This window comes from Amycolatopsis sp. FU40 (assembly GCF_021903635.1).
GTDB classification, from domain to species: domain Bacteria; phylum Actinomycetota; class Actinomycetes; order Mycobacteriales; family Pseudonocardiaceae; genus Amycolatopsis; species Amycolatopsis dendrobii.
In genome coordinates, this window is sequence record NZ_CP091381.1 from 5,835,197 (window position 1) to 5,860,571 (window position 25,375).

Consider the following 25,375-nt stretch of genomic DNA (forward strand, 5'->3'; position numbering starts at 1 on the left):
TTACTAGGGCTGGCACCGATTTCGGTGCGGGTCAGCCCGACTGAGCGGCGAGCCGCTCCTCGCGGTCGGCCGACGCCAGTGCGTCCAGCACCCCGTCCAGTTCCCCGTCCAGGACCTGGTCCAGGTTGTACGCCTTGTAGTTCACCCGGTGGTCGGAAATCCGGTTCTCCGGGAAGTTGTACGTCCGCACCCGCTCCGAGCGGTCGACCGTCCGGACCTGTGAACGGCGCGCGTCCGAGGCCTTCGCCGCCGCCTCTTCCTCGGCGACCTGCTGCAGCCGGGCCTGCAGCACCTGCAGCGCCCGCGCGCGGTTCTGAATCTGCGATTTCTCGTTCTGGCACGACACGACGATCCCGGTCGGCAGGTGGGTGATCCGCACCGCCGAGTCGGTGGTGTTGACGCTCTGCCCGCCGGGGCCAGAAGACCGGAACACGTCGATGCGCAGGTCGTTCGGGTCGATTTCGACCTCGACCTCTTCCGGTTCCGGGTAGATCAGCACGCCGGACGCCGACGTGTGGATGCGGCCCTGCGATTCGGTCGCGGGCACGCGCTGCACCCGGTGCACGCCGCCCTCGAACTTCAGCCTCGCCCAGACTCCTTCGACGTCCGCGGTCTTGCTCTTGAGCGACAGCGTGACGTCCTTGTAGCCGCCAAGGTCCGACTCGGTCGAGTCGAGCACCTCGGCCTTCCAGTTGTGCCGCTCGGCGTAGCGCAGGTACATCCGCAGCAGGTCGCCGGCGAACAGCGCGGATTCCTCGCCGCCTTCGCCGGATTTGATCTCCATGACGACGTCGGAGCCGTCGTACGGGTCGCGCGGCAGCAGCAGTTCGGTGAGTTTCGCTTCGAGCTGCGGGATTTTCGCCGTCAGCTCTTCGGCCTCGGCGGCGAACGCCGCGTCCTCGGCCGCGAGTTCCTTGGCCGCGGACAGGTCGTCGCGGGTCTGGTCCAGCTCGCGCACCGCGCGCACGACCGGGCTCAGCTCGGCGTAGCGGCGGCCCAGTTTGCGGGCCCTGGCCTGGTCGGCATGCACCGCGGGGTCGGCGAGCTGCTGTTCCAGCTGTGCGTGCTCGTCGAGCAGCCCCTTGAGCGAACTCGAATCCACTTCGCCGTCTCCCTCTCGCGAACAGGTCCGGACAGAACAACGGCGCCCACCCGGGCGTGCGGGTGGGCGCCGTCGAACGAGCTACTTGGCGTCGGTCTTCTGCCGCTTGCCGTAGCGCTTCTCGAACCGGGCGACCCGGCCACCGGTGTCCATGATCTTCTGCTTGCCGGTGTAGAAGGGGTGGCAGTTGGAGCAGATCTCGACGTGGATCTGACCCGACTCCTTCGTGCTGCGGGTGACGAAGCTGTTCCCGCAGTTGCACGTGACGGTCGTGGTCACGTATTCGGGGTGAATACCGCTCTTCATGGTGTCCTCTCTCGTTGGCCCCGGGTCCCCAGTACGGGGTGAACCGGTGCCGGACTTCAGCGGGTCATTCTGCCAGACGTGCTGGCAAGGGCTTCAACACACCCCGGTGACCAGGTATTCCGCCGCCGGTCGCGACCGTGGGTAGTGAAGGACATTCGCATTGTACGGATTTTGTACCCGCTGACGGGAAGCTGGCCGAGTTCGTGAATCGCTCACTTACTGGAGGTCCGGACATGCGCACGACCGACCTGCTCACCCGGCTCGCGAAGCCGGCCGCGGCGCTCGCGCTCGCCGCTTCCGCCGCGGTCTTCGCGCCTGCCGCGAATGCTTCCGGCGGAATCACCGCCGCGGACGTCAACCCCGCTGCCGGAACGTTCTCGGAGCTGTCCGAGGCGAATCTGACCGGGGCGGGCGACGGCACCCCGGCCGGCGCGGTCGCCTGGTACAAGGCGCACGCCGGAAGCACCGGGTGGGAGCACTACTGCGAGAAGGCCGCGGAGAATTCCTACGGCGTCACCGGGGTCTGGGCGTCCGCCAACGCACATTGGAACGGGGCCAGCCCTAAGCACACCAGCGGCAAGCCGCCCGCCGGTTCGTTCGTGTACTGGAACATCAGCGCGTACGGCCACGTCGGCATCGCGGACGGCAACGGCGGTTTCTACGCCACGAGCGTCGGCGGCAAGATCGGCCACGGCAGCTCCACGAGCTACTTCAACAACTACCGCGGCTGGACCCCGGCCGCCGTCCCCCGCCACTGAGTTTTCTGCCGCGCCACCTCCCCGGTGCGGCAGAAAAGTCCGTGAGGGGACCCTGGGGGACTCAGAGTCCGGGCAAGTTCCCCTCACGGACCTCCACCAACGCGAACCGGCCCGCCCCCGAAAACCATGGGGGCGGGCCGGTTCTGCGTCGAGGCGAGACTCAGTCGTCGTCTCCGCCGCCAAGGGCGGTCTTCGAGACCTGCATCAGGAATTCGATGTTGGTCTTCGTCTTGCGCAGCCGCGAGATCAGCAGGTCGATGGCCTGCTGCGAGTCCAGCGCGTGCAGCACGCGGTGCAGCTTGTGCGTGACGGCCAGCTCGTCCGGCGAGAGCAGCAGCTCTTCCTTGCGGGTGCCGGACGGGTTGACGTCCACCGCCGGGAACACGCGGCGCTCGGAGATCTTGCGGTCGAGCTTGAGCTCCGCGTTGCCGGTGCCCTTGAACTCCTCGAAGATCACCGTGTCCATCGTGGACCCGGTCTCCACCATCGCGGTCGCGAAGATGGTGAGCGAGCCGCCGTTCTCGATGTTGCGCGCGGCGCCGAGGAACCGCTTCGGCGGGTACAGCGCGGTCGAGTCGACACCACCGGACAGGATCCGGCCGGACGCGGGCGCGGCCAAGTTGTACGCGCGGCCGAGACGGGTGATCGAGTCGAGCAGGACGACCACGTCGTGGCCCATTTCGACCAGGCGCTTGGCCCGTTCGATGGACAGCTCGGCGACCGAGGTGTGGTCGGACGGCGGGCGGTCGAAGGTGGAGGCGATGACCTCGCCCTTCACCGACCGCTGCATGTCGGTGACCTCTTCCGGACGCTCGTCGACCAGCACGACCATGAGGTGGGCCTCAGGGTTGTTCGTGGTGATCGCGTTCGCGATGTCCTGCATGATCGTGGTCTTGCCGGCCTTGGGCGGGGACACGATCAGCGCACGCTGGCCCTTGCCGACCGGCATGATCAGGTCGATCACGCGGGTCGTGAGCTTGTGCGGCTCGGTCTCGAGGCGCAGCCGCTCGTTCGGGTACAGCGGGGTCAGCTTGGTGAAGTCGGGACGGCGCTTGGCCTCGTCCGGCTCCAGGCCGTTGATCGAGTCGACGCGCACCAGCGGGTTGAACTTCTGCCGCTGCTGCTCGCCCTCGCGCGGCTGGCGCACGACACCGGTGATCGCGTCGCCGCGGCGCAGGCCGAACTTGCGGACCAGCGACAGCGACACGTACACGTCGTTCGGCCCGGCCAGATAGCCCGAGGTGCGCACGAACGCGTAGTTGTCGAGCACGTCCAGGATGCCCGCGACCGGCAGCAGGACGTCGTCCTCGCGGATCTCGGTGTCCGGGGCGCCGCCTTCGCGCTGGCCGCCCCCGCTGCCCCGGCGGCGGCGGTCGCGGAAGCGGCGCCCGCGGCGGCCGCCTTCCTCGTCGTCGTCCTGGGGGCCGTTGTTCCGGTTGTCGCGGTTGTCCTGCTGGTTCCGCTGCCGGTTGTCCTGGCGGTCCTGCCGGTTGTCCTGGCCGCCGCGGTTGTCCCGGTTGCCGTCGCGGTTGTCGCGGCCGTTGTCGCGGTTGTCGCGGTTGCCGTCGCGATTGTCCCGGTTGCCGCCCTGGCGGTCGCCGCGCTGGTCGCGCTGGCCGTCGCCGCGGTTCGCGCCGCCGCGGCGGCGGCGGTTGCGGCCGCCCTCCTCGGACTGGCCCTCGGACTGGCCCTCGGAACGGTCGTGGCGCTCCGGGCGCTCCTGCGCGGCGGGCTTGCCGTCCTGCGCGGTCTCCGCCTTCGGGGCCTCGGCGCCGGCGGCCTTGGGGGCCTCCGCCTGGACCTGCTCGGCCTTCGGCTCCGCCTTGGGCGCCTCGGTCTTCGGAGCCTCGGCCGCCTTCGGCGCGTCGGCCTTGGCCCGGCGGGCGGGCTTCTCGGCCTTCTCCGCCTTGACCGGCTCGACGCCGTCGAGCGGCAGCGTGTCGGCCGGGACGGCGGCGCGCTTCTTGCTCTTGCCCTGGCGCTCGCGGATCGCGGCGATCAGGTCCCCTTTGCGCATGCCGGTGGTCTCGCCCACACCCAGTTCGCCCGCCAGCTGGCGGAGCTCGGCGATGACCATTCCGGACAGGCCCCCGGTGCGGCGCTTCGGAGCGGCCGCGGCCCCATTGGTCTCAGCGGCCGCGGCGGGGGTCTCCACGTCGCCGCTCAACAGATCGGTGTTGCTCACACATGTCCTTCCTGACCGATCCACGTTCCAGGTGGATCAGCGGACTGCCGCCGGTAGCGAGACGGCTTCTGCCTCCGATGCGGACGGCTCGCGCCCAGCCGTGCGAGACACAGCGAAGCGCCGCCAGCACAGGGTGTTTGCCCCCTCCGGACGGAGAAAGCGGAATTCGGCACCGCCGGAACCGGAAACCCGCCTGCGTCCCTCCGCGTCCCGCGTGCCGGGCGGTGCGGAATCGGCGGATCGACGAAGGATGCGGACCGGAGCCGCCGCTAGGGGCGAACAGGCCCGGCATCGGGTGCGGAAACGCACGGTGATCGAACGCCCCCGAGGGTAGACCGCGCCCTGTCCGCGTGCAACAACCACCCCCCGCGTGGCGCACGCTGCCGTCCAGCCTGTGACCAGGTCGTCACCTGGCCACAACCTGCACGCCATCGCGGTCCACGGGCAATTCGGCGACGTCGAAGCCGGTAACGTCCACGCCCGCGGGGAGTATTCCCGTCAGCGTGAGAGCGAGCACAGTCGGACCGGCCCCGGAAATGGCGGCGGGCACGCCGTGCGCACGCAGCGTGCGCACGAGTTCCGTGCTCGCCGGGTACGCCGCGGCGCGGTAATCCTGGTGCAACCGGTCCTCGGTGGCGGCCATCAGCAGTTCGGGCCGTTCGGTGGCCGCCAGCACGGCGAGCGCGGCCCGTCCCGCGCTGTGCGCCGCGTCGGCGTGCGGCACTTGCGCGGGCAGCAGGCCGCGCGTCGTGGTGGTGGACGACTTTTCCGCCGGTACCGCGACCACCGGCCGGATCGCCGGGTTCGGCTCCACGCGTTCGGCGCGGAACCGGCCGTCCTCGGACCACGCCACCACGAGCCCGCCGAACAGGCTCGCCGCCGCGTTGTCCGCGTGGCCTTCGAACTCGGCCGCGAGCTGGAGCGCGTCGGCGTCGAGCGGACGCTCCGCCAGCGCGTAGCCCAGCGCCACGCCGGTCACCACCGCGGCCGCCGACGACCCGAGGCCGCGCGCGTGCGGAATGCTGTTGTGGCAACGAAGATGCAGGCCGGGCGGCCGCACGTCGAGGTGTTCGCAGGCTCGCCGGAGCGCGCGGACCACCAGGTGGGATTCGTCGGTCGGCACGTCCTCGACGCCGCCCGCTCCCGCGTCGAGCACCTCGATCTTCAGCCCGCCCTCGGTGACCTGCAGTTCGACCACGTCGTAGCGGGACAGGGCAAGGCCGAGCGCGTCGAATCCCGGGCCGAGGTTCGCGCTCGACGCCGGGACCGTCGCACGGAACGCGCGCGGGGCCGTCACGACCGCGCCCCAATGTGGCATTGGGTGCATGCGACGCACCCAATGTGGCGTTCGGTGCATGAGACGCACCCAATGCCACATTGGGGCACTGTGGTCGGGGCGAGAGGCGAGCGGCTCATCGCAGGTCCAGCGCCGCCGCGACGGCCGTCGGGTCGACCGCGAGCGGTTCCACCTCGACGTTGCCCTCCAACGCAGTCGCCGGGTCCTTCAGGCCGTGCCCGGTGACCGTGCAAACCACCTTCGCGCCCTTCGGCAGCCGTCCGTCGGCCGCGGTGGCCAGCAGGCCGGCCACGCTCGTCGCGGACGCGGGCTCCACGAAGACGCCCTCGCGACGGGCCAGCAGCCGGTACGCCTCGAGGATCTTCTCGTCGGTGATCGCGTCGAACAGGCCGTCCGACTCGTCGCGCGCGGAGACCGCGCCCGCCCACGAAGCGGGGCTGCCGATGCGGATCGCGGTCGCGATGGTGTCCGGGTCGGAAACCGGTTCGCCGTGTACCAGCGGCGCGGCGCCCGCGGCCTGGAAACCGAACATCCGTGGGGTGTTCTTGACCACACCGTCGGCCGCGTACTCCGAATAGCCCTTCCAGTACGCGGTGATGTTGCCCGCGTTGCCCACCGGGAGGCAGTGCACGTCCGGAGCCTCGCCGAGGACGTCGCAGATCTCGAACGCCGCGGTCTTCTGCCCGGCGATGCGCACCGGGTTGACCGAGTTGACCAGCGTGACCGGATAGTCCGCCGCGGTCTTGCGGGCGAGTTCTAGGCAGTCGTCGAAGTTGCCGTCGACCTGGAGGATCCGCGCGCCGTGCAGCACCGCCTGGGCGAGCTTGCCCATCGCGATCTTGCCTTGGGGCACCAGCACCGCGCAGGTGAGCCCGGCCCGCGCGGCGTACGCGGCGGCCGAGGCCGAGGTGTTGCCGGTGGACGCGCAGATCACCGCTTTGAGGCCGCTCGCGAGCGCGTGCGTGATCGCCACGGTCATCCCGCGGTCCTTGAACGAGCCGGTCGGGTTCGCGCCCTCGACCTTCAGGTACACCTCGGCGCCGGTCAGCTCCGACAGGTGCGCGGCGGGCAGCAGCGGCGTGTTTCCCTCGCCGAGCGTGACCACGCGCGCCCCGTCGGGGACCGGAATCCGGTCGCGGTACGCCTCAATGATCCCCGGCCAGGAACTCATGCGTCTTCGCCTTCCACCCGCATCACGCTGACAACCTCGTGCACCACATCGAGTTTCGCGATTTCGTCCACAGTGGACTGCAAAGCCGCGTCGGGTGCGAGATGAGTGACCACGACGAGGCTCGCCGTGTCGTTCGCGTCGCGCTGGCGCACCGCGGCGATGCTCACGCCGTGCGCGGCGAACGCTTGCGCCACCTGGGCGAGCACACCCGCGCGATCCGCGACGTCGAGGCTCACGTGGTAGCGCGTCGGAGTCTGGCCCATCGGCCGCACCGGCAGCGCGGCGTGCGCCGATTCGCGCGGGCCGCGGCCGCCGTGCACCTGGTTGCGCGCCACCGCGACGAGGTCGCCGAGCACCGCGCTGGCGGTCGGCGCGCCGCCGGCGCCCTGGCCGTAGAACATCAATTCGCCCGCGGCGTCCGCTTCGACGTAGACCGCGTTGAACGCGCCGCCGACGCCGGCCAGCTGGTGGCTGCGCGGAATCATCACCGGATGCACGCGGGCGGACACCGATTCCGTGCCGTCGTCCGCGGTCACGCGTTCGCAGATCGCCAGCAGCTTCACCGTGCGGCCGAGCGTGCGCGCCGCGGCCAGATCGGACGCCGTGACGTCGGCGATGCCTTCGCGGTGCACGTCTTTCGCGGTGACCCGGGAGTGGAACGCCAGCGAGGCGAGGATCGCGGCCTTCGACGCGGCGTCGTAGCCGTCGACGTCCGCCGTCGGGTCCGCTTCGGCGTACCCGAGCCGGCTCGCCTCGTCGAGCGTTTCGGCGTAGCCCGCGCCAGTGGCGTCCATCGCGGAGAGGATGTAGTTGGTGGTGCCGTTGACGATCCCCATCACGCGGGTGATCCGGTCGCCTGCCAGCGATTCGCGCAGCGGGCGCAGCAGCGGGATGGCCCCGGCGACGGCGGCCTCGAAGTAGAGGTCCGCGCCGCTGGCGTCGGCCGCCTCGAACAGTTCGGCCGAATGCTCGGCGAGCAGCGCCTTGTTGGCGGTGACCACGGATTTGCCCGCGTTCAGCGCGGTCAGCAGCCAGCTGCGCACCGGGTCGATCCCGCCGACCAGTTCGACCACCACGTCGACGTCGTCGCGGGCCACGAGCGCCGCGGCGTCGTCGGTCAGCAGTTCGGCGGGCAGTTCCGGGTGCTTGTCCGGCCGCCGCACCGCGATGCCGGCCAGTTCCACCGGCGCTCCCGCGCGGGCCGCCAGCTCCCCGGCCTGTTCGGTGAGCAGGCGGGCGACCTCGCTGCCGACCGTGCCGCAGCCGAGCATCGCGACCCGGATGGGCGCGCGGCCGGCAGGAGACAGGCCTTTCGGAGACACTGTGGACACTTCTCAAACCTCCAGGCGCAGCATGTCGTCCGTCGTCTCCCTGCGCAGCAGCAGCCGGGCGGCGCCGTTGCGCACGGCGACCACCGCGGGCCGCGGCAGCCGGTTGTAACCACTGGCCATCGCGTAGCAGTAGGCACCGGTCGCCGCGACGGCCAGCAGGTCGCCGGGAGCCAGCGTGTCTGGCAGCCAGCAGTCTCGGACGACGATGTCGCCGGACTCACAGTGTTTTCCCACCACGCGAGACAACGCCGGGGTCACCGGCTCGTCGCCGTCCGCGGCGGAGCGCGAAACCACCCGGCAGTCGTAGACCGCGTCGTAGAGCGCCGTGCGGATGTTGTCGCTCATGCCGCCGTCGACGCTGACGTACCGGCGGGCGGACTCGTCGCCGAGCGCGACGTCCTTGATCGTGCCCACCTCGTACAGGGTGAACGTGCCCGGACCGGCGATCGCCCGGCCGGGTTCGCCCGCGATGCGCGGCACCGGAAGGTCCACGTACGCGCATTCCTTGCGGACGATCTCGCGGATCTGGGTGATCATCTGCGAGGGCGGCGGCGGGTTGTCCTTTTCGGTGTAGGCGATGCCGAAACCGCCGCCGAGGTCGACGACGTTCATCTGCTCCAGCAGGTCCCGGCCGTGCTCCTTGGCCAGTTCGGCGAGCAGTCCGACGACGCGGCGCGCGGCGACCTCGAAGCCGTCGGCGTCGAAGATCTGCGAACCGATGTGGCTGTGCAGGCCGACCAGCTTGAGCGACGGCGCGTTCAGCACCCGGCGCACGGCCTCGGCGGCGTCGCCGGAAGCCAGCGAGAAACCGAACTTCTGGTCCTCGTGCGCGGTCGCGATGAATTCGTGCGTGTGCGCCTCGACGCCGACCGTCACCCGGACGAGCACCTTCTGCTCGACCTCGTGCGCGGCGGCGATCTCGGCGAGCCGGGCGATCTCGTAGTACGAGTCGACCACGACGGTGCCGACGCCCGCCTCGACGGCCGCGTCCAGTTCGGCGACCGATTTGTTGTTGCCGTGGAACGTGATCCGCTCCACCGGGAAGTTCGCGCGCTGCGCGACGGCCAGTTCGCCGCCGCTGCAGACGTCGAGGCTCAGTCCCTGTTCGGCCACCCACCGGGCGATCTCGACGGACAGGAACGCCTTCGACGCGTAGTGCACGAGCGCCGGGTCGTCGAACGCCTCGGCGTAGTCGGCGCAGCGGGACTTGAAGTCCGCCTCGTCGACCACGAACAGCGGCGTGCCGTAGGTCTGCGCGAGATCGCGCACGTCGACGCCGGCGATCCGGACGACGCCGTCCGCGGCGCGATAAGTGTTGCGCGGCCACACTTTCGCGGGCAACTGGTCGAGTTCGCCCGCACTCGCGGGCGGGAACCCGGAGGCGTCGGCATGGGGGTAGACGTCGGCGTGGCGGGGGCCCGCGGGGTGCGCCATTGTTTACATCCGTTCCGGAGCGGAGACACCGAGCAGCGACAGGCCGTTCGCCAGGACCTGGCGCGCGGCTTCACACAGAGCGAGCCGGGCGTACGTGAGGGGAGTGGCCTCCTCGTCGCCCTGCGGGAGGACCCGGCCCACGGTGTAGAACTTGTGGTACGCGCCGGCCAGTTCCTCGAGGTAGCGGGCCACGCGATGCGGTTCGCGCATCTCCGCCGCCCGGCGCACCACGGCGGGGAATTCGCCGATGGTGCGGATCAGGTCGCCTTCAGCAGGCAGGGTGAGCAGTCCGAATTGGACGTCCTCATCGGACTCCGAGATCTTGAGGCCGAGATCCGCCGCGCCGCGCCGCAGCGACGACAGCCGGGCGTGCGCGTACTGCACGTAGTACACCGGGTTGTCGTTGGAATGCTTGCGCAGCAAGTCCAAATCGATGTCCAAAGAGGAATCGACGGAGTAGCGGATCAGCTCGTAGCGGGCCGGGTCGACGCCGACCGCCTCCACGAGGTCCTCGAGCGTGATCACGGTGCCCGCGCGCTTGGACATCCGCACCGGCTTGCCGTCGCTGACCAGGTTCACCATCTGGCCGATCAGCACCTCGACCGTCGCCGGGTCGTCGCCGAACGCCGCCGCGGCCGCCTTGAGCCGGGCGATGTAGCCGTGGTGGTCCGCGCCGAGCATGTAGATGCAGAGGTCGGCGCCGCGGTTGCGCTTGTCCTTGAAGTACGCGAGGTCGCCGGCGATGTAGGCGGTGCTGCCGTCCTTCTTGATGACGACCCGGTCCTTGTCGTCGCCATACTCGCTGGACTTCAGCCACCAGGCGCCGTCGGCGAAGTAAAGGTTCCCGGAGTCCTTGAGCTGCTGCACCGCCGCGTCGACCGCGCCGGACTCGTGCAGCGAGTTCTCGTGGAAGTACACGTCGAAGTCGGTGCCGAACTCGTGCAGGCTCTGCTTGATCTGGCTGAACATCAGGTCGATGCCGATGCGCCGGAAGGTCTCGTGCCGCTGCACCTCGGGCAGGCTCAGCGCGCTCGGCTCGGCCTTGATCACCTCGGCCGCGATGTCGCTGATGTAGCCGCCCGCGTAGCCGTCCTCCGGCGCGGGCTCGCCCTTCGCGGCGGCGATCAGCGAGCGCACGAACCGGTCGATCTGCGCGCCGGCGTCGTTGAAGTAGTACTCGCGGGTGACGTCCGCGCCCTGCGCGCTCAGCACCCGGCCCAGCGCGTCGCCGACCGCCGCCCAGCGCGTGCCGCCGAGGTGGATCGGGCCGGTCGGGTTCGCGGAGACGAACTCGAGGTTGATCCGGCGCCCGGCCAGCGCGTCGCCGCGGCCGTACTCCGCGCCCGCGGCCAGCACCTGGCGCACGACCTCGCCCTGCGCGTCGGCGGCGAGCCGGAAGTTGAGGAAGCCCGGTCCGGCGACCTCGGCCGCGGCCACCCCGTCGGCGCCCGCTACGACCTCGGCGAGCGCCTCGGCGAACTCGCGCGGCTTCAGCCCGGCTTTCTTGGCCACCTGCAGCGCGAGGTTGGTCGCGTAGTCTCCGTGGTCCGGATTGCGCGGGCGTTCGATGGTCACGGTCTCCGGCAGCACGGCGGCGTCGACGCCGCGAGCGGCGAGGACCTGCTCGGCGGAGCTGCGGACCAGATCGGCGAGAGCGGCGGGAGTCACTCGCCGAATTCTAGGTGCGCTTCAGCCGCGCGCTTCCAGCGGTACAGGCTGGCGAGACGGCGGGCACACCGGAGGCGGATGTTCCGCTCGCCGGGGCGCCTCGCGGGTGTTCACGGTGATCGCACGCGCGGTCTCTACACTGGGCTACCGGCAGGGTCCGTCCGGATCCCTCCCCCGCTCTCACGAGGAGATCTCGGCAATCATGGCCAACGGGACCACCAAGAAGAAGGGCTCGTCCGCGTCCGCGGTGAAGGCGGCGAAGAACCGCTCGGTCGTCGCAGGCAAGCGTACGCCCTGGGGCACCATCATCGGCGTCGTCGTGGTGGTCGCCCTGCTGGCCGGCGTCATCGTCTACTACTTGCAGGCCTCCGCGCCCAAGCGCGACCAGGCCGCACGGGACGAGGCGGCCGCCGCGTTCGCGCCGACCGCGAGCAACCCGGACCCGTCGAAGAAGATCCCCGGCGTCGTCACCAAGCAGTACACCGGATCGGTGCACATCCTGCCCACCGAACGGGTGGCCTACGACCAGAGCCCGCCGTTCGGCGGCCCGCACGACGGCTACTGGGCCACCTGCACCGGCGTCGTGTACCCGACCGCGGTGCGCAACGAGAACATGGTGCACTCGCTCGAGCACGGCACGGTGTGGATCGCCTACAACCCGGACCTCGTCAAGGGCGACCAGATCCCGCTGCTCGAAGCGCGGGTCAAGGGCAAGCCGTACACGATGATGTCGCCCTACCCCGGCCTGGACAAGCCGATCTCGCTGCAGTCGTGGGGCCACCAGCTGAAGCTGGACAGCGCCGACGACCCGCGCATCGACCAGTTCATCGCCGCGCTGCGGACCAACCCGAACGGCGTGTACCCGGAGATCGGCGCCTCGTGCGACGCGCTCGGCAAGGGCATGTTCGACCCGAGCAACCCGCCGAAGTTCGACCCGAGCAAGCCGGGCAAGGACGCGAAGCCGATGGACTACAAGGGCAGCACCGGGGCCCAGGGCGAGCAGGGCGGCATGCCGGGGACCCCGCCGGCCGGGCAGTGACCGTGGGCCGCTCCGAAGACGGCTCTGGCCAGGCCGAGACCGGCGGTGTCGAAACCGCCCGTTCCGCCGAGACCGAGACTGCCGGGGCCGACGAATTCGCCGAGGAGTCCGCTCCGGCGGAGCGGACCGGCTGGTCCCGGTGGGTGGTCATCGGCGGGACGCTGATCGCGGTGCTGCTGGTCGGGGCCGCGATCGGGGTCTTCGCGACCCGGCTCACCGACGGCAGCGACGCGGTGCCCGCGACGCCGGGCGCGGGTTCGGTCGAGGTCGGGTTCGCCCAGGACATGTCGGTGCACCACCTTCAGGCGGTCACCATGGCCGGCTGGGCGCGCGACCACTCCACCGACCCGGAGATCCGCCAGCTCGCGTTCGACATCGAACGCACGCAGACCGAGCAGGTCGGGCGGATGAAGGGCTGGCTCATGCTGTGGGACCAGCCCGAGCAGGCGACCGGCGCATACATGACGTGGATGACCGAGCCGATGGGCCACGCGGGCATGCAGATGCCGACCAGCAGCCCGGCGGGCGGCGCGCCGATGCCGGGCATGGCCACCGACGCGGACCTCGCGAAGCTGCGCTCGCTGTCCGGCCGCGCGCTGGACGTCGAGTTCCTGCAGCTGATGCTGCGGCATCACCAGGGCGGCGTCGCGATGGCCGAGTACGCGCAGGACCACACGTCCAACGACGCGGTGAAGGCGCTGTGCCGCAGCATGCTGGTGTCGCAGGGCGCGGAGATGGACCAGATGAAGATCATGCTCAAGGGGCGGGGAGCGCAGCCGCTGCCGTTCTCGTGAGTGTTGGCGCCGGTTAGAACCGGCGCCAACACTCACGAGCTTTTGTACGTGGGCCGCGCCAGCTCCCGGATGTCGCCCAGCGTCCCCCACTCGTCGCGCCCCAGCCGCGCCAACGGCCGCAGCCGCTCGATCAGCGGATGGTCGCCCTCGAGAACGTCCTCGCTGACCGCCAAGTGCACGACCCGGCCGAACACGACCGTCGAGCGTCCGAAACCGACCGTGCTGTGCAGTTCGCATTCGAACGCCACCGGCGATTCCGCCACCCGCGGCGGGCGGACCTTCAGGCTCGGCTCGCGGGTGAGCCCGGCCTCGTCGAATTCGCTCAGTTCCGGCGGGAAGTCCGCGCCGGTGGCGTTGATCTGCTCGAACAGCGGCTCGGGCGCGAGGTTGACGACGAACTGCCGGGTCGCCTCGACATTGCGCAGGGTGTCTTTCCGGCCGACCGAGGTGAACTGCAGGACCGCGGGCGCGGCCGAGGCGACGGTGAAGAACGAATGCGGCGCGAGGTTGTCCACTCCGTCGCGGGAAACGCTCGACACCCAGGCGATGGGCCGCGGCACGACGGTCGCGGTCATCAGGTGGTAGAACGCGTTCGGGGCCAGCTGGGCGGGGTCGAAGTCCTTGCGCATGGCCCCCGGTCTACCAGGACAGCTCCGCGCACCGGCGGGCGCATTGCGGTCCCTCGACTTGCAGCGTCGCGTGTTTGATCTGGTAGCGGACCGACAGCAGGTCCTGCGCCTTGGTCAGCACGGTGGACTGTTCCGCGCCGGCCTTCACCGTCAAGTGCGCCGAAGCGACCTCCATGCCCGAGGTGAGGGTCCAGACGTGCAGGTCGTGCACGTCCGCGACGCCCGGCAGCGCGGCGAGTTCAGTGCTGATCTCGCCGACGTCCACGCCGGCCGGTGCGTGCTGGAAGAGGATCCGCAGCGCGCGGCGGGCGAGCGTCCAGGTGCGCGGCAGGACGAACAGGCCGATCGCGACACCGATGATCGGGTCGGCGTAGCGCCAGCCGGTGGTGAGCGTGATCGCGCCGCTGAGCAGCACGCCGACCGAGCCGACGAGGTCAGCCAGCACTTCGAGGTACGCGCCACGGACGTTCAGGCTCTCCTTCGCGCCTGAGCGCAGCACCAGGAAGGACACGACGTTGGCGACAAGACCCGCGGCCGCGGCGAGCAGCACCGGCAGACCCGGCACTTCCGGCGGGTCGGTGATCCGCCCGATCGCCTCGACCGCCACGTACCCGGCGACGCCGAACAGCAGCACGGCATTGGCCAGCGCGGCAAGGACTTCCGCCCGGTACATGCCGAACGTACGGCTGGGCGTCGGCCCGCTGCGCCGGGCGAGCACGATCGCGGCGAGCGCCATTCCGACGCCGAGAACGTCGGTGAACATGTGCGCGGCGTCGGAGATCAGCGCGAGCGAACCGGTCGCGAAGCCGACCGCGAACTCCAGCACCATGAACCCGGCACCGACCGCGAGAGCGATCAGCAGCGCGCGGACGTAGCGGCCGGACGCGCTCGCCGGAGCGGCGGTGTGCCCGTGGCCGTGCCCGTGTCCCATCGCTCGCCTCCCCGTTTCGGTGTCGAGAGGAATATATAGTGACATGCGCATATGTGCAATACAGGGTAGCCTAACTTCACTCTAATGCCTGGTGGAGCGTTTCTCCCAGCCCTGTTCCGCGAGGTGGGAAAGGTCAGCGCACGAGCCGGAAGAACCCGCGGATCTGCTCGACGAGCGACGCCGGTTGTTCCATCGCCGCGAAGTGCCCGCCGCGGGGCAGCCGCTCGAACCAGCGCAGATCGGTGTACTTGAGCTCCGCCTGCCGCCGCGACGGGCGGATGATGTCGCGCGGGTAGACCGAGATGCCGGACGGCGCGGTGACGAGATCGCCGAAGCTGCGGAAGCTCTCCCAGTACAGCCGCGCGGACGACGTCGCCGACGCGGTGAACCAGTACACCGAGATCGCGTCGAGCAGCTGCTGCCGGGTGACGGCGTCCTCCGGACGGCCGTTGTTGTCGGTCCAGGCCCAGAACTTCTCGGCGATCCAGGCCGCCTGCCCCGCCGGCGAGTCGGTCAGGCCGTAGCCGAGCGTTTGCGGACGCGTGCCCTGCTGCCCCGAATATCCCTGGCCGGTGCGCCGGAACTCGGCCGCCGCTTCGGCGCCTTCGCGCTCCTCGTCGGTCTCGTCCTCGAACTGGCCTTGAGGCGCGGCCGCCATGTTGACGTGCACCCCCGCGACCCGCTCCCGCGCCACCTCGCCGAGCGCCCCCGAGACCGCCGAGCCCCAGTCGCCGCCCTGCGCGCCATAGCGGCGGTAGCCGAGCGAGACCATCAGCCGATCCCAAGCAGTCGCGATTTTCCGCACACCCCAACCGGTCTCGCTCGGCTTGTCGCTCCAGCCGTACCCCGGCAGCGAAGGCGCTACGACGTGAAACGCGTCCGCCGGATCGCCGCCGTGCGCCCGCGGGTCGGTCAGCGGGCCGAGGATGTCGAGGAATTCGAGCACCGAACCCGGCCAGCCGTGCGTGATCACCAGCGGAAACGCGTCCGGTTCCGGCGAAGGCAGGTGCACGAAGTGAATCCCGAGGCCGTCGATCTGCTGGCGGAACTGCGGGAAGACGTTGAGCCGCTCGGCGAACCCGAAGTCGTAGTCCTCGGCCCAGCTGCGGCACAGCTCCCGGGCGTACGCGAGCGGCACCCCTTGCGCCCACCCCTCGGCGGTCTCCGCCTCCGGCCATCGAGTGCGCCGCAACCGCGCCCGCACGTCGTCGATGTCCTCTTCAGCCACCCTGACCTGGAACGGCTCGGCGCTCACCGCCGCCTCCCTCCGCGTCGACGATCCGACGGTACCGCGTTAAGGACCCCGCCGTGAGCGGTGGAAAAGGGGCATGCGCTAGGCTCTGTTCAGTCGCGCAAGCGAGCCCTCGTAGCTCAGGGGATAGAGCACTGCCCTCCGGAGGCAGGTGTCGCAGGTTCGAATCCTGCCGAGGGCACAGCGAACCGAAAAACGGGCGGATGTCAAGTCTGACATCCGCCCGTTTTTCGGTTCGGCGCTGAGCGTGCCTCCGGTCCTGTTCAGCAGACGTACCAGGAGCGGGTGACCACGCCTGCGGAGAGCTGTTTCCGCATGTCGAGGCAGTAGAACTTCGCGGGGGTGCCGCCGACCGGGACGCCGTACACGCGCAGGTGGCCCTTCCGCCAGCCGTTCGTCCCGTAAACCTCGCCGTGCCAGAAGATCCCGCCGCCCGCCGGGTTCGCCCTGCCGTTGTTCAGTACTTTCCACGGCTGGGCACTGCTGAAGACGATCTTGCCGTCGTAGATCTGGTAGTCCGTTCCCACCACGACGATGTCTCTCGCCCACTGGTCGTTGGGGTCCCGCTGCCAGTTGATCGTCGCGATTTTCTGGCCGCATGCCGCGTAGCCGACATACCGGCGGGCCCCGTCGTCATTGACAACGGGGCGGGGGCATTGCACCGTTTCCGGCTCGGCGGGAAAGACGCTTGCGGCCGAGGCCGGCGGCGATGCGATAGAGGTCGCGAGCGCGGCGATACCGAAGGCCAAACTTTTCGCGGCGACAGGTGAGAACATCGATGATTCCCTTCTGAAGTCGGATATGGTTCGAATAGTTGTCCACGTACTCCCAGGGCAACGGCTGCGGGAGGTTGCGGCACGCAGTGGCAGGCGCGCCCCCTCGCGACGACCGCAGTTGCCGCCGCAACGGCTTTGACAGAGTTTCTCGTCCAGAATCTCGGTATAGTCAGGCAGACAATGCTGGCTTCGCTGTTACGCCGCCATTTCGAAGAGCCCCGCCCAAGCAACGTTATCCGCGGAACAACACCCGAGACAGGGTTTAAGCCGGAGCTAAATAGCTGTACCTCGACGGTGTTCAAAACGGCAGTTAATCCGAGGTGTGAGCTTCGTGCAGGAAGCTGGCGCGGGCCAGGTTCCCGAAACGCAAGCGCACACCTCACGCCGGGCGGACGAGGCGGCTCTCGTAAGCGAAGATCACCGCCTGTACACGGTCGCGGAGGTCGAGCTTGTGCAGGATCCGCCCCAGATGCGACTTCACCGTCGCCTCCGCGAGATGCAAAGCAGCGGCGATCTCGGCGTTGGACAAACCGCAGCCCACCTGGATCAGCACCTCTCGTTCGCGGGCGCTGAGTCTGCTGAGCCGTTCGTCGCGGGCGGTGGTGGCGGCGTCGGGGAGGTGCGGGCGGAATTTTTCCAGCAGGCGACCGGTGACGCGCGGGGAGACCACCGCGTCGCCGGCGGCTACGGTGCGGATCGCGGCGAGCAGTTCCTCCGGCCTGGCGTTCTTGAGCAGGAAGCCCGAGGCACCGGCTTTGAGCCCGGCGAAGGCGTATTCGTCCAGGTCGAAGGTGGTGAGGATCAGTACCTTCGTCCGCGGGCAGGTCTGGCGGATCTGCCGGGTCGCCTCGATTCCGTCGGTTCCGGGCATGCGGACGTCCATGAGCACGACATCGGGGCGCAGATCGGCGGCGAGGCGGACGGCGGCGGCGCCGTCCGCGGCTTCGCCGATCGGGTCCAGGTCCGGCTGGGCGTCCAGGACCATGTTGAACGCCATGCGCAGCAACGCCTCGTCGTCGGCGATCAGGATGCGGATCGTCATGCGGACACCGCGGAGCCGAAGACGAGACGGGTGTGCACTCGCCAGCCGCCGTCGGGGAGGGGGCCGGCCTGCACTGTGCCGCCGTAAGCGGCGGAGCGTTCGTGCATGCCGGTGATGCCGTTGCCAGGGTGAGGGGCGGAGGGAATCGGCGGGCCGGTGTCGGTGACGTCGACGGTGACGGCCTCGGCGGCGCACTCGATCCGCACTTTCGCGCGGGTGCCGGCGGGTGTGTGCTTGAGGGTGTTGGTCAGGGCTTCTTGCACCAGGCGGTAGACGGTCAGTTGCGCGGTCGCGGGCACGTGCGCGTGGTCGCCATCGATTTCGAGTTCGGTCGGGAGGCCGGCGGCGCACATCTGGGTCGCGAGGGTGTCCAGTTGCGCGATGCCGGGCAGTGGGTGGCGCGCCGCGTCGGGGCGCAGGACGCCGAGGGAACGCCGCATGTCGGTCAGTGCTTGCCTGCCGGTTTCGGAGACTTGGCGCATCGCGGCGGTGGCTTTCTCAGGCTGCGCGTAGCCGGCGGCATCGGCTAGCGCGACCATGACGGACAGGTTGTGGGTGACGATGTCGTGCATCTCCCTGGTGATCCGGGCTCGTTCTTCGGCGACGGCCTGGTCCCGCATGACTTCCTGGTAAGCCCGGGTAGTCCGGTGGTTGATCCCGAGGGCGGTCGCGGCGACGATCATTGCGGTGAGTGCGGCGAAGGGGGTCAGGAACGCACCGTCGGTCGCCCAGCGGAGGCAGGCGAGAACGGCGCCGAGCTCCACCACAGCGACCGCGACGAAGGTGACGCGCTCGGCTGAAGCAGCCACGGTGTAGAGAGCCACCAGAAGCGCGACGTCTGCGGGTAGCTGGATGCCTACTAGCCATTGAATGGCGGCGGCGATTGCCACTGCGCCGAAGACTGGGAGCGGGGCCCGGCGCCGCCATGCCAACGGCAGCGCGAGTGCGGCGGTGAGCACGGCGGCCACCGGCAGCTCCGCAGGTGTCCACATGATCAAGACGTGCAGCAGGAGAAGCGCGGGCAGCAGCGAGTCCTGCACTGCCGGCGGCAGCCGGGACGCCCAGCGCCGCTCAGTCCTCACCAGGCAAGGGTATGCGGACGGCTCGTCGCGCACATGAGCCTGGCGGCTGACTGCTGCGGGCCGGATTGCGACCGCAGAAGGAGTCTCGATACCGCCTGTGGTCGTAGTCCGGCGCTGGCGGGGAGCGCTCGATTGCCACTGAGGGCGGCACGGAGAACGGCTCTGGAGAGCGATGTGGCCGCACGGGTCCGCAGCCGAATATGGCCCGATGAACCTGTCCCTGCTGGAAATCCTGACCTTGCTCAGTGCCGCCACGCTGGTGGTGGCGCGCTGGCTTCCCGCCGTTGCCCGACCGCGCGTCACGATCGCGGCGGGGGCGGTGTTCCTGCTCGCCGCGATCGCGCTTTGCGTGACCGGGATCCGCTGGCAGTTGCTGCCGGTGCTGGCGGGTGCCGTCGTCGCGGCCCCGTTCGCCTTCTCCCCTCTCGTGCGTAGCCGGGCTCGGCGGGTCCGCTGGTGGCTGGCATTGCCGGGATCGCTGGCCTGCGCCGGACTGATCGCCACCGGTCCCGTGACGGCGTGGGCTTTTCCCGTCCCGGTCTTCCCGGTGCCATCCGGCGGCTTCGCGGTCGGCACCCGTGTGCTGCAGTGGACTGACCCGGACCGTGCCGAGACCTTCACCGCCGATCCGCTGGACCGGCGCACGGTCGTGGCCCAGCTCTGGTATCCCGCGCAGAACAGTCCGGCTGACGCGCCCCGTGCCCAGTACCTCGGACGCACGGAGGACGAAGCGCGCACCGTCTCCGAAGCGCTCGCCCGCGGAGTCGGTCTGCCGGGCTTCCTGCTCGACGGGATCCCCCGCGCTCGCACCCACGCGATTCCCGACGCCCCGGTGGCCGCCGAGGGCGGACGGTTCCCGGTCGTGCTGTTCTCGCCAGGGTCCAGCGGAGTGCGCACCCAGAACACCGCGTGGGCGGAGGAACTCGCCAGCCACGGCTACGTGGTCGCCGCGCTCGACCATCCGTACGACTCCGCCGCCGTCGTGCTCTCCGACGGCCGGACGATCACCTCCGCGACCGTCTCCGCCGGCGACCGTGCCGAGGACGAACGGCTCGCCGCCGACTGGACCGCGATCCGGGCCGCCGACCTCAGCTTCGCGCTGACCCGGCTGGCCGGGCTCGTCGCCGACCCGCTGACCGGACGTCTGGACACCGGCCGGGTCGCCGCGACCGGGCACTCCATGGGCGGCGCGGCCGCGCTGCAGGCAGCCAGGCGGGACCACCGGTTCGACGCTGTCATCGACCTCGACGGTTACCCGCACGGCCCGCTGTCGCCCGCACTCGAACAGCCGACGCTCGCGCTCACCCAGGCCGTCACGCCAGGTACCGATCCGCGCTACCTGCCTCGGCTCGCTGAGGTGCTCGCCCACGGCACGGCGACGAACTACCGGCTCACCATCCCCGGCGCCGCGCATCTCACCTTCACCGACGGTCCGCTGTATCTGCCGCCGGTGTCTTCGATTACCGGGTCACTAGGGCGCGTCGAGAGTCCGCGCGTCGTCGCCGGCGCCAGTCTCGCGTTTCTGGATTCCGTGCTGCGTAAGGGCTCTGGCGATCTGGCCGGAGCGTTGTCGAGCTACGGCGAACTCATTGTGGTCCGGCCCGGCACCAGTCGCTGACCGGACTCAGGCCGAGAGCGCCGCCTCACGACCGTCCACACAGAACTCGACGGTCCGCCGCAGTCCTTCGTCAAGGGAAACCGCGGGGTGCCACCCAGTCGCCTCCCGAAAAGCGGAGGCGTCGATCGTGAGACTGCGGAAATCGGCGGCCTTGGCGTAGTCCGGCGGCGGCACCGACACGACTTTCACCGGCGGTTGTCCCGTCCGCTCCGCGACCAGGTCGGCCACTCGCCGGAACACCGCGCCGAGTGGTTCGCCGCGGCCGGTCCCCACGACCCAGCGGCGGCCGGCCAGTCGCGGGAGGTTGCGGGTCGCGGCGGCGAGGCCGACGGCGGCGTCTTCGACGTAGAGCAGGTCTCGCCGGACGGTGCCGTCGTGCCACATCGTCAACGGCTCGCCGGCGAGGGCGCGGCGAACCATGGTCGAGACCACGCCCTTGTCACGGGCGGAGGACTGTGCGCTGTAGCCGTAAGTCGCGGGCAGCCGCACCGAGGTCGCCCGCAGCACGCCTTCCGCGTCGGCGGCCAGCAGTATCTGTTCCGCGGCCAGCTTTTGCTTGCTGTACTCGTCGTTGGGCTGATCGAGTTCGGTGCCGTCGACGGTTTCGGTCTGGAGCGGGCCCGCTTGGGAAATCGCGCCGGTGAACACCACGCCCAGCCGGTCGCCGTGAGCCCTCGTGCGGGCCGCGGCGACGAGGTCTCGGGCCAGCCCGACGTTGACCCGCTCGGCCGCGCTGTCCCCCTCGTCGATCCGCCAGGTCGACGAACCGGTGATGTGGGCGACGGTGTGGATCACCACGGCGCAATCGCCGACCGCCTCGGCCAACGCACCCGGTTCGGTCAGATCGAGCGGGCACGCCTCGACGTCGGCGACGGCGCCGGCCGGAATCGCCGCGGGACGCCGGGACACCGCGCGAATCCGGATCGGTTTCGCCGCGAGCCTGCGCAATACCGCCGAACCGACGAATCCGGTGGCGCCGAGCAGAACAATCTCAGTGCGCATCGATATCGACATCCTGAGTCCGGGCGGGAAAGAATGGGACGGCGGCCTCCGCGAAAATCTTCTTCGCTGCCGCGGGCCAGCGTAATGCCGTTCAATTGCGCCTTCGACGTGGTCGAATGGACACGGCACGATGCTTTTCGGGCCCGGGACCGAGTGGCCCCGGCGGCGGCAGCCCGGATCCGTGGACGGCGCCGGGCTGGCCGGGCAGCTTCCCCGCAGCGGGGAAACGGCGCGGCGAACTGGGGAATGCCGAGCGATGGCAAGGCTTTGCGGGCTGCTTCCGGCCGGAGTAACGGGGGCGGCGGCTCGTTCCCGGTGCGGTGCGCCGACCGCCGAGAACCGTGAAACCAGCGGCAATCAGGGGAGCGTGCGATGCGGATTCTGTTCACGGTGTCGAACTGGCCGGGGCATTACATGTGTCTCGTCCCGTTGGCCTGGGCCTTCCGGGCGGCCGGGCACGACGTCCGGGTCGCGTGCCCGCCGCAGCAGGTGCAGTCGATCGCGGCCGCCGGGCTGATGCCGGTTTCGGTGCTGGACGCGCCCGATTCGATGGCGGCCGCGCGGCTGGCGGTCTGGGTCCGGGTGATCAACACCCCGCCGCAGAGCGGCGAGACCCCGCTGCCGCTGCACCCGTTCACCGGCGAGACGCTGAGTTCGGTGCGCGATTTCGACCCCGGCGACCTCGGCGATTTCTGGAAGAACGCCGTCACCGCGGTGCTGCGCAGCTACGACAGCACCGTCGACTACGCCGCCGCCTGGCGGCCCGACCTCGTGGTGCACGACCTCATGGCGCTGGAGGGCGCGCTCGTCGGCGAGCTGAACGAAGTGCCGAGCGTCTACTACGGACCGGGTTTCATCGGCACCATCGAAACCGATCCGGACCTCAACCTGCTGGCCGGCGACCCCGTGCTGTGCTTCGCGAAGTACGGCGTGGAATGGTCGCGGCACAAGATCAAGTACGCGGTGGACCCGTCGCCGAGCGCGGCGATCCCGCCGTTGGGCGACGCGCTGCGCATCCCCGTCCGGTACCACCCGTACAACGGTTCGCAGGACGTGGATCCGTGGCTGCTGGGCCCGGTCCGGGGCAAGCGCGTGTGCGTGGTGTGGGGCAATTCGGCGACCGGGGTGTTCGGCAAGCAGGTGCCCGCGCTGCGGCACGCGATCGAATCCGCCGCGCAGCAGGCCGCCGAGGTGGTGCTCACCGCGGCGGTGTCCGAAGTGGAGGAACTCGGGACGCTGCCGCCGAACGTGCGAGTGCTGCGCAACTGCCCGCTGGAGCTCATCCTTCCCGGCTGCGACCTGCTCATCCACCACGGCAGCGCCAACACCCTGATGAACGGCATCGCGATGGGCGTGCCGCAGATTTCCCTCGCCCTCAACTACGACGGGCTGCTCTACGGCAGGCGCGTGGACCCGCTCGGCGCGACGAAGACGCTGCCCGGGCTGATGGCCGAACGGGAGGCGATCGACCAGGCCATCGGAGCGGTGCTGTTCAACCGCAACTACCGGCGCAGCGCCGCGGAGCTGAGCCGGTCGGTCGCCGAGGAGCCGACCGCCGCGCAGGTCGCGGGCCTGCTCGCCAAGCTGGCCCGCACCGGCGAGCTGACCCAGGACGACGTGGCCGCCCTGCGCCGCGCGGACCGGTGACGGCCGGACGCGCGCGGCGCGGCCGCTGAACGGGCGTGCCCTCGGCGGATCCGGCCGCCGACCAGAACCGCAAGCTACTCAGGAGGCACGCGTGAGCGACGGTCGCGTCGTCGTGTTCGGCGGCACGGGGTTCCTCGGCCGCCAGATCTGCCAGAACTTCGTGGCCGCCGGACGCGAGGTGCTCGTGCTGGGGCGGACCGCGCCGCGGGCGGCCGCGGGCTGCCGGTTCCGGGCCGTCGACGTCGCCAGGACGCCGACGCGGGACCTGGCCGGCCTGCTCGCCGCCGAACGCCCGGCGACGATCGTCAACGCCACGGGCAGCAAGTGGGGCCTCACCGGGCGAGATCTGGTGGACAGCTGTGTCGGGGCGTCGCGCAACATCATGGCGGCGCTGGCGGAAAGCGCGGTGACGCCCCGCTACATCCACCTCGGTTCGGTGCTGGAGTACGGGTATCTCGCCCCGCCGCCGGTCGGACCGGACAGCGCGTACGGCCAGCTCAAGCTCGCGGCGACGGAAACGGTGCTCGAGGCGGCCGCGGCTGGGACCGTGGACGCGGCCGTGCTGCGGCTGGCCAACGTGGTGGGCCCGGGCGCGGCGGCCGAAAGCCTGCCGGGCCTGGTCGCGGGCAAGCTCGCGGACGCCGACCGCCGCGGCGAACCCGCGTTGATCGAGGTGACCGCGCTGAACGCGCACCGCGACTACGTCGACGTCCGGGACGTGGCCGACGCCGTGGCGGCCGCGGCCCGGGTTCCGGTGCTGCGCGAACCCGTCGCGATCGGCCGCGGCGAGACCGTGCCGGTGCGCAAGCTGGTCGCCATGCTGGTCGAGGTCAGCGGGGTGCGGGCGACGGTGTCGGAACTGCCCTCCCCCGACCTTTCCGCGGAGTCGGAGGTGTCGACCCGGGTCGACCTGGCACCGGCGCGCGAACTGCTCGGCTGGGCGCCGCGCCGCACCCTGCGCGACGCGATCGAGGCGCTCTGGCTCGACGCGAAAGAAGAACGCAAACGCGCGCAGCCCGTCCGGTGATTACGGCCACCGGACGGGCTGCGCGGGCGTCGGCTCAGACTACGTGCACATCCGGCACATAGAGAATCCATTTCCCGCCGGATTCCTGGAATTCCTTCTCCTTCGCCATGACCTCCTCGGCGTGATTCCACGCGAACAACAGCGCGTAATCCGGATAGGGCGCAGAGAACGCGGCGGGCGGCCGGACCGGAATGTGCGAACCCGGCATCAGCTTCCCTTGTTTGTCCGGCGTGGAATCGCACACGTAGGGAACCAGTTCCGTGGTGATCCCGCAGTAGTTGATCGCGGTCGCGCTCTTGGCGGTCGCGCCGTATCCGACGATCGTCTTGCCCTTGGCGCGCAGGTCTCGCAGCAGCGTCATGAGGTCGTCGCGGATGACCTTGGCGTTGGCGGCGAACTGGGTGAACGTCGCCAGGTCGGCGAGTCCCAGCGAGGCTTCCCGGTCGAGGAATTCAGCGACCGCCGCGTTCGGCCGCCGCGCGCCGGGCCGGGCCACGGTGTAGCGGGCCGCGCCGCCGTGCACCGCGAGATGCTCGACATCGACCAGTTCGAAACCGTAGCGCTCCACCAGGTTGCGCACCGACCGCACGCAGAACAGGTAGTAGTGCTCGTCGTAGATCTGGTCGAAAGCCTTGCTGGCCACGATGTCCGCGAGATAGCGCTCCTCGAAGACGAACACGCCGTCGTCGGCGAGCAGTTCGCCGACGCCTTCGAGCACCGAACCGATGTACGGGATGTGGCTGAAGGTGTTGGCGGAGAAGATGACCTTGGCCGGACCGTCGGCCTGCCGGATGGCGGCGGCCGAGGTCTTCTCGAAGAAGTCCACGCGCGCCCGTACGCCCGCACGCTCGGCCGCACGGGCCGCTCCGGCGGACGGATCCACCCCCAGGTGCCGGACGCCGGCGTCGCTGATCGTCTTCAGCATGACCCCGTCGTTGCTGCCGATCTCGACCACGAACGGGTCGGGGCCGGTCAGCTCCGTCTCCAGGAACCGCTTCGCCACCAGCTCGAAATGCTTCGCCATCGAGGCCGATTCGGACGTGCGGTACGGATAGTCCTCGTGGAACATCATCTCCCGCGGCACCTCCGCCAGCAGCTGCACCATGGTGCAGGACTGGCAAAGCCCGGCGGCCAGATGGTAGAAGTACTCCCCGTCCGTCCGCCCCGGCACGAGGAACGCGTCGGAAATCGGCTGCCTGCCGAATTCCACGAACTCAGTGACGGTACCGCCGCAGATCCGGCATAGAGACATGTCGGGACGCCCTTCTCGATCAGGTCCTTGTG

At 70.1% G+C, this 25,375-nt stretch carries 22 protein-coding genes and 1 tRNA gene; 7 read left to right on the plus strand and 16 right to left on the minus strand.

What is annotated here, in order from left to right; translation table 11 throughout:
• Nucleotides 1-31: 31 nt before the first annotated feature.
• Nucleotides 32-1,102, minus strand: a complete 1,071-nt coding sequence (gene prfA, locus L3Q65_RS27630) for a peptide chain release factor 1 (protein ID WP_182890967.1) — start codon at nucleotides 1,100-1,102, stop codon at nucleotides 32-34.
• 81 nt (nucleotides 1,103-1,183) lie between these two features.
• A complete protein-coding gene (gene rpmE / locus L3Q65_RS27635) occupies nucleotides 1,184-1,408 on the minus strand; it encodes a 50S ribosomal protein L31 (RefSeq protein ID WP_037364783.1) in 225 nt (74 codons plus the stop codon).
• Nucleotides 1,409-1,641: 233 nt separating this feature from the next.
• On the opposite strand from rpmE, the gene L3Q65_RS27640 reads away from it, so the two are divergent.
• The gene (locus L3Q65_RS27640) at nucleotides 1,642-2,166 is read left to right on the plus strand and encodes a hypothetical protein (RefSeq protein WP_037817404.1); all 525 of its coding nucleotides are present in this window, start codon (nucleotides 1,642-1,644) and stop codon (nucleotides 2,164-2,166) included.
• 160 nt (nucleotides 2,167-2,326) lie between these two features.
• Here the strand turns inward: L3Q65_RS27640 and rho are convergent, their stop codons facing one another.
• The 6 genes from rho to argS all read right to left on the minus strand — a co-directional run bounded on the left by rho (nucleotide 2,327) and on the right by argS (nucleotide 11,252).
• The gene (gene rho, locus L3Q65_RS27645; RefSeq protein WP_237597048.1) at nucleotides 2,327-4,351 is read right to left on the minus strand and encodes a transcription termination factor Rho; all 2,025 of its coding nucleotides are present in this window, start codon (nucleotides 4,349-4,351) and stop codon (nucleotides 2,327-2,329) included.
• 406 nt (nucleotides 4,352-4,757) lie between these two features.
• Complete coding sequence (gene thrB, locus L3Q65_RS27650) at nucleotides 4,758-5,669, minus strand: homoserine kinase (protein ID WP_182890965.1); 912 nt, start codon at nucleotides 5,667-5,669, stop codon at nucleotides 4,758-4,760.
• A 94-nt stretch (nucleotides 5,670-5,763) separates the two neighbouring features.
• Nucleotides 5,764-6,819, minus strand: coding sequence for a threonine synthase (gene thrC, locus L3Q65_RS27655; protein ID WP_182890964.1), 1,056 nt, complete (start codon nucleotides 6,817-6,819; stop codon nucleotides 5,764-5,766).
• Nucleotides 6,816-8,090 (minus strand): homoserine dehydrogenase, encoded by a 1,275-nt coding sequence (locus L3Q65_RS27660; RefSeq protein ID WP_220507190.1) that lies wholly within the window; start codon nucleotides 8,088-8,090, stop codon nucleotides 6,816-6,818. The genes thrC and L3Q65_RS27660 overlap by 4 nt, the downstream gene beginning before the upstream one ends.
• Nucleotides 8,091-8,153: 63 nt before the next feature.
• Entirely contained in the window at nucleotides 8,154-9,584 is a 1,431-nt protein-coding gene (gene lysA, locus L3Q65_RS27665; protein WP_237597049.1) for a diaminopimelate decarboxylase, read from the minus strand.
• A gap of 3 nt (nucleotides 9,585-9,587) precedes the next feature.
• Nucleotides 9,588-11,252 carry an arginine--tRNA ligase gene (argS, locus tag L3Q65_RS27670; protein WP_182890961.1) on the minus strand — a complete coding sequence of 555 codons (1,665 nt, stop codon included), beginning with the start codon at nucleotides 11,250-11,252 and terminating at the stop codon, nucleotides 9,588-9,590.
• 202 nt (nucleotides 11,253-11,454) lie between these two features.
• Here argS and L3Q65_RS27675 point away from each other — a divergent pair, with 202 nt between their 5' ends.
• Both L3Q65_RS27675 and L3Q65_RS27680 read left to right on the plus strand, forming a co-directional pair.
• Entirely contained in the window at nucleotides 11,455-12,291 is an 837-nt protein-coding gene (locus L3Q65_RS27675; protein ID WP_182890960.1) for a DUF3105 domain-containing protein, read from the plus strand.
• A 143-nt stretch (nucleotides 12,292-12,434) separates the two neighbouring features.
• Nucleotides 12,435-13,085 carry a DUF305 domain-containing protein gene (locus L3Q65_RS27680; protein ID WP_182891527.1) on the plus strand — a complete coding sequence of 217 codons (651 nt, stop codon included), beginning with the start codon at nucleotides 12,435-12,437 and terminating at the stop codon, nucleotides 13,083-13,085.
• Nucleotides 13,086-13,117: 32 nt separating this feature from the next.
• Here the strand turns inward: L3Q65_RS27680 and L3Q65_RS27685 are convergent, their stop codons facing one another.
• From L3Q65_RS27685 to L3Q65_RS27695, 3 genes are all read right to left on the minus strand, one after another.
• Nucleotides 13,118-13,714 carry a flavin reductase family protein gene (locus L3Q65_RS27685; protein ID WP_182890959.1) on the minus strand — a complete coding sequence of 199 codons (597 nt, stop codon included), beginning with the start codon at nucleotides 13,712-13,714 and terminating at the stop codon, nucleotides 13,118-13,120.
• A 10-nt stretch (nucleotides 13,715-13,724) separates the two neighbouring features.
• Complete coding sequence (locus L3Q65_RS27690; RefSeq protein WP_182890958.1) at nucleotides 13,725-14,645, minus strand: cation diffusion facilitator family transporter; 921 nt, start codon at nucleotides 14,643-14,645, stop codon at nucleotides 13,725-13,727.
• A gap of 133 nt (nucleotides 14,646-14,778) precedes the next feature.
• Nucleotides 14,779-15,900, minus strand: a complete 1,122-nt coding sequence (locus tag L3Q65_RS27695; RefSeq protein WP_182890957.1) for an epoxide hydrolase family protein — start codon at nucleotides 15,898-15,900, stop codon at nucleotides 14,779-14,781.
• Between the two features lie 105 nt (nucleotides 15,901-16,005).
• Between L3Q65_RS27695 and L3Q65_RS27700 the strand changes: the two genes are divergently transcribed.
• Nucleotides 16,006-16,078 (plus strand) — tRNA-Arg (locus L3Q65_RS27700).
• 82 nt (nucleotides 16,079-16,160) lie between these two features.
• Here L3Q65_RS27700 and L3Q65_RS27705 read toward each other — a convergent pair.
• From L3Q65_RS27705 to L3Q65_RS27715, 3 genes are all read right to left on the minus strand, one after another.
• A complete protein-coding gene (locus tag L3Q65_RS27705) occupies nucleotides 16,161-16,673 on the minus strand; it encodes a hypothetical protein (RefSeq protein WP_237597050.1) in 513 nt (170 codons plus the stop codon).
• Between the two features lie 379 nt (nucleotides 16,674-17,052).
• Complete coding sequence (locus L3Q65_RS27710; protein WP_182890955.1) at nucleotides 17,053-17,715, minus strand: response regulator transcription factor; 663 nt, start codon at nucleotides 17,713-17,715, stop codon at nucleotides 17,053-17,055.
• Nucleotides 17,712-18,797, minus strand: coding sequence for a sensor histidine kinase (locus tag L3Q65_RS27715; RefSeq protein WP_237597051.1), 1,086 nt, complete (start codon nucleotides 18,795-18,797; stop codon nucleotides 17,712-17,714). The genes L3Q65_RS27710 and L3Q65_RS27715 overlap by 4 nt, the downstream gene beginning before the upstream one ends.
• A 208-nt stretch (nucleotides 18,798-19,005) precedes the next feature.
• On the opposite strand from L3Q65_RS27715, the gene L3Q65_RS27720 reads away from it, so the two are divergent.
• Nucleotides 19,006-20,415, plus strand: coding sequence for a dienelactone hydrolase family protein (locus L3Q65_RS27720; RefSeq protein ID WP_237597052.1), 1,410 nt, complete (start codon nucleotides 19,006-19,008; stop codon nucleotides 20,413-20,415).
• Between the two features lie 6 nt (nucleotides 20,416-20,421).
• Here the strand turns inward: L3Q65_RS27720 and L3Q65_RS27725 are convergent, their stop codons facing one another.
• The gene (locus tag L3Q65_RS27725) at nucleotides 20,422-21,417 is read right to left on the minus strand and encodes an NAD(P)-dependent oxidoreductase (protein ID WP_237597053.1); all 996 of its coding nucleotides are present in this window, start codon (nucleotides 21,415-21,417) and stop codon (nucleotides 20,422-20,424) included.
• A gap of 372 nt (nucleotides 21,418-21,789) precedes the next feature.
• Between L3Q65_RS27725 and L3Q65_RS27730 the strand changes: the two genes are divergently transcribed.
• Both L3Q65_RS27730 and L3Q65_RS27735 read left to right on the plus strand, forming a co-directional pair.
• Nucleotides 21,790-23,064, plus strand: coding sequence for a nucleotide disphospho-sugar-binding domain-containing protein (locus L3Q65_RS27730; protein WP_237597054.1), 1,275 nt, complete (start codon nucleotides 21,790-21,792; stop codon nucleotides 23,062-23,064).
• Between the two features lie 91 nt (nucleotides 23,065-23,155).
• On the plus strand, nucleotides 23,156-24,091 hold the full coding sequence (locus tag L3Q65_RS27735; RefSeq protein ID WP_182890950.1) for an NAD(P)-dependent oxidoreductase: 936 nt from the start codon (nucleotides 23,156-23,158) through the stop codon (nucleotides 24,089-24,091).
• 34 nt (nucleotides 24,092-24,125) lie between these two features.
• Here L3Q65_RS27735 and L3Q65_RS27740 read toward each other — a convergent pair whose 3' ends face one another.
• Nucleotides 24,126-25,343 (minus strand): class I SAM-dependent methyltransferase, encoded by a 1,218-nt coding sequence (locus tag L3Q65_RS27740; RefSeq protein ID WP_237597055.1) that lies wholly within the window; start codon nucleotides 25,341-25,343, stop codon nucleotides 24,126-24,128.
• Nucleotides 25,344-25,375: the final 32 nt, after the last annotated feature.

Excerpts from the sequence above, each read along its gene's own strand:
- rpmE (WP_037364783.1), bottom strand. The coding sequence starts at position 1,408 with ATGAAGAGCGGTATTCACCCCGAATACGTGACCACGACCGTCACGTGC.
- L3Q65_RS27640 (WP_037817404.1), top strand. The coding sequence starts at position 1,642 with ATGCGCACGACCGACCTGCTCACCCGGCTCGCGAAGCCGGCCGCGGCG.
- thrB (WP_182890965.1), bottom strand. The coding sequence starts at position 5,669 with ATGCCACATTGGGGCGCGGTCGTGACGGCCCCGCGCGCGTTCCGTGCG.
- thrC (WP_182890964.1), bottom strand. The coding sequence starts at position 6,819 with ATGAGTTCCTGGCCGGGGATCATTGAGGCGTACCGCGACCGGATTCCG.
- L3Q65_RS27660 (WP_220507190.1), bottom strand. The coding sequence starts at position 8,090 with ATGCTCGGCTGCGGCACGGTCGGCAGCGAGGTCGCCCGCCTGCTCACC.
- lysA (WP_237597049.1), bottom strand. The coding sequence starts at position 9,584 with ATGGCGCACCCCGCGGGCCCCCGCCACGCCGACGTCTACCCCCATGCC.
- L3Q65_RS27675 (WP_182890960.1), top strand. The coding sequence starts at position 11,455 with ATGGCCAACGGGACCACCAAGAAGAAGGGCTCGTCCGCGTCCGCGGTG.
- L3Q65_RS27685 (WP_182890959.1), bottom strand. The coding sequence starts at position 13,714 with ATGCGCAAGGACTTCGACCCCGCCCAGCTGGCCCCGAACGCGTTCTAC.
- L3Q65_RS27690 (WP_182890958.1), bottom strand. The coding sequence starts at position 14,645 with ATGGGACACGGGCACGGCCACGGGCACACCGCCGCTCCGGCGAGCGCG.
- L3Q65_RS27705 (WP_237597050.1), bottom strand. The coding sequence starts at position 16,673 with ATGTTCTCACCTGTCGCCGCGAAAAGTTTGGCCTTCGGTATCGCCGCG.
- L3Q65_RS27710 (WP_182890955.1), bottom strand. The coding sequence starts at position 17,715 with ATGACGATCCGCATCCTGATCGCCGACGACGAGGCGTTGCTGCGCATG.
- L3Q65_RS27720 (WP_237597052.1), top strand. The coding sequence starts at position 19,006 with ATGAACCTGTCCCTGCTGGAAATCCTGACCTTGCTCAGTGCCGCCACG.
- L3Q65_RS27725 (WP_237597053.1), bottom strand. The coding sequence starts at position 21,417 with ATGCGCACTGAGATTGTTCTGCTCGGCGCCACCGGATTCGTCGGTTCG.
- L3Q65_RS27730 (WP_237597054.1), top strand. The coding sequence starts at position 21,790 with ATGCGGATTCTGTTCACGGTGTCGAACTGGCCGGGGCATTACATGTGT.
- L3Q65_RS27740 (WP_237597055.1), bottom strand. The coding sequence starts at position 25,343 with ATGTCTCTATGCCGGATCTGCGGCGGTACCGTCACTGAGTTCGTGGAA.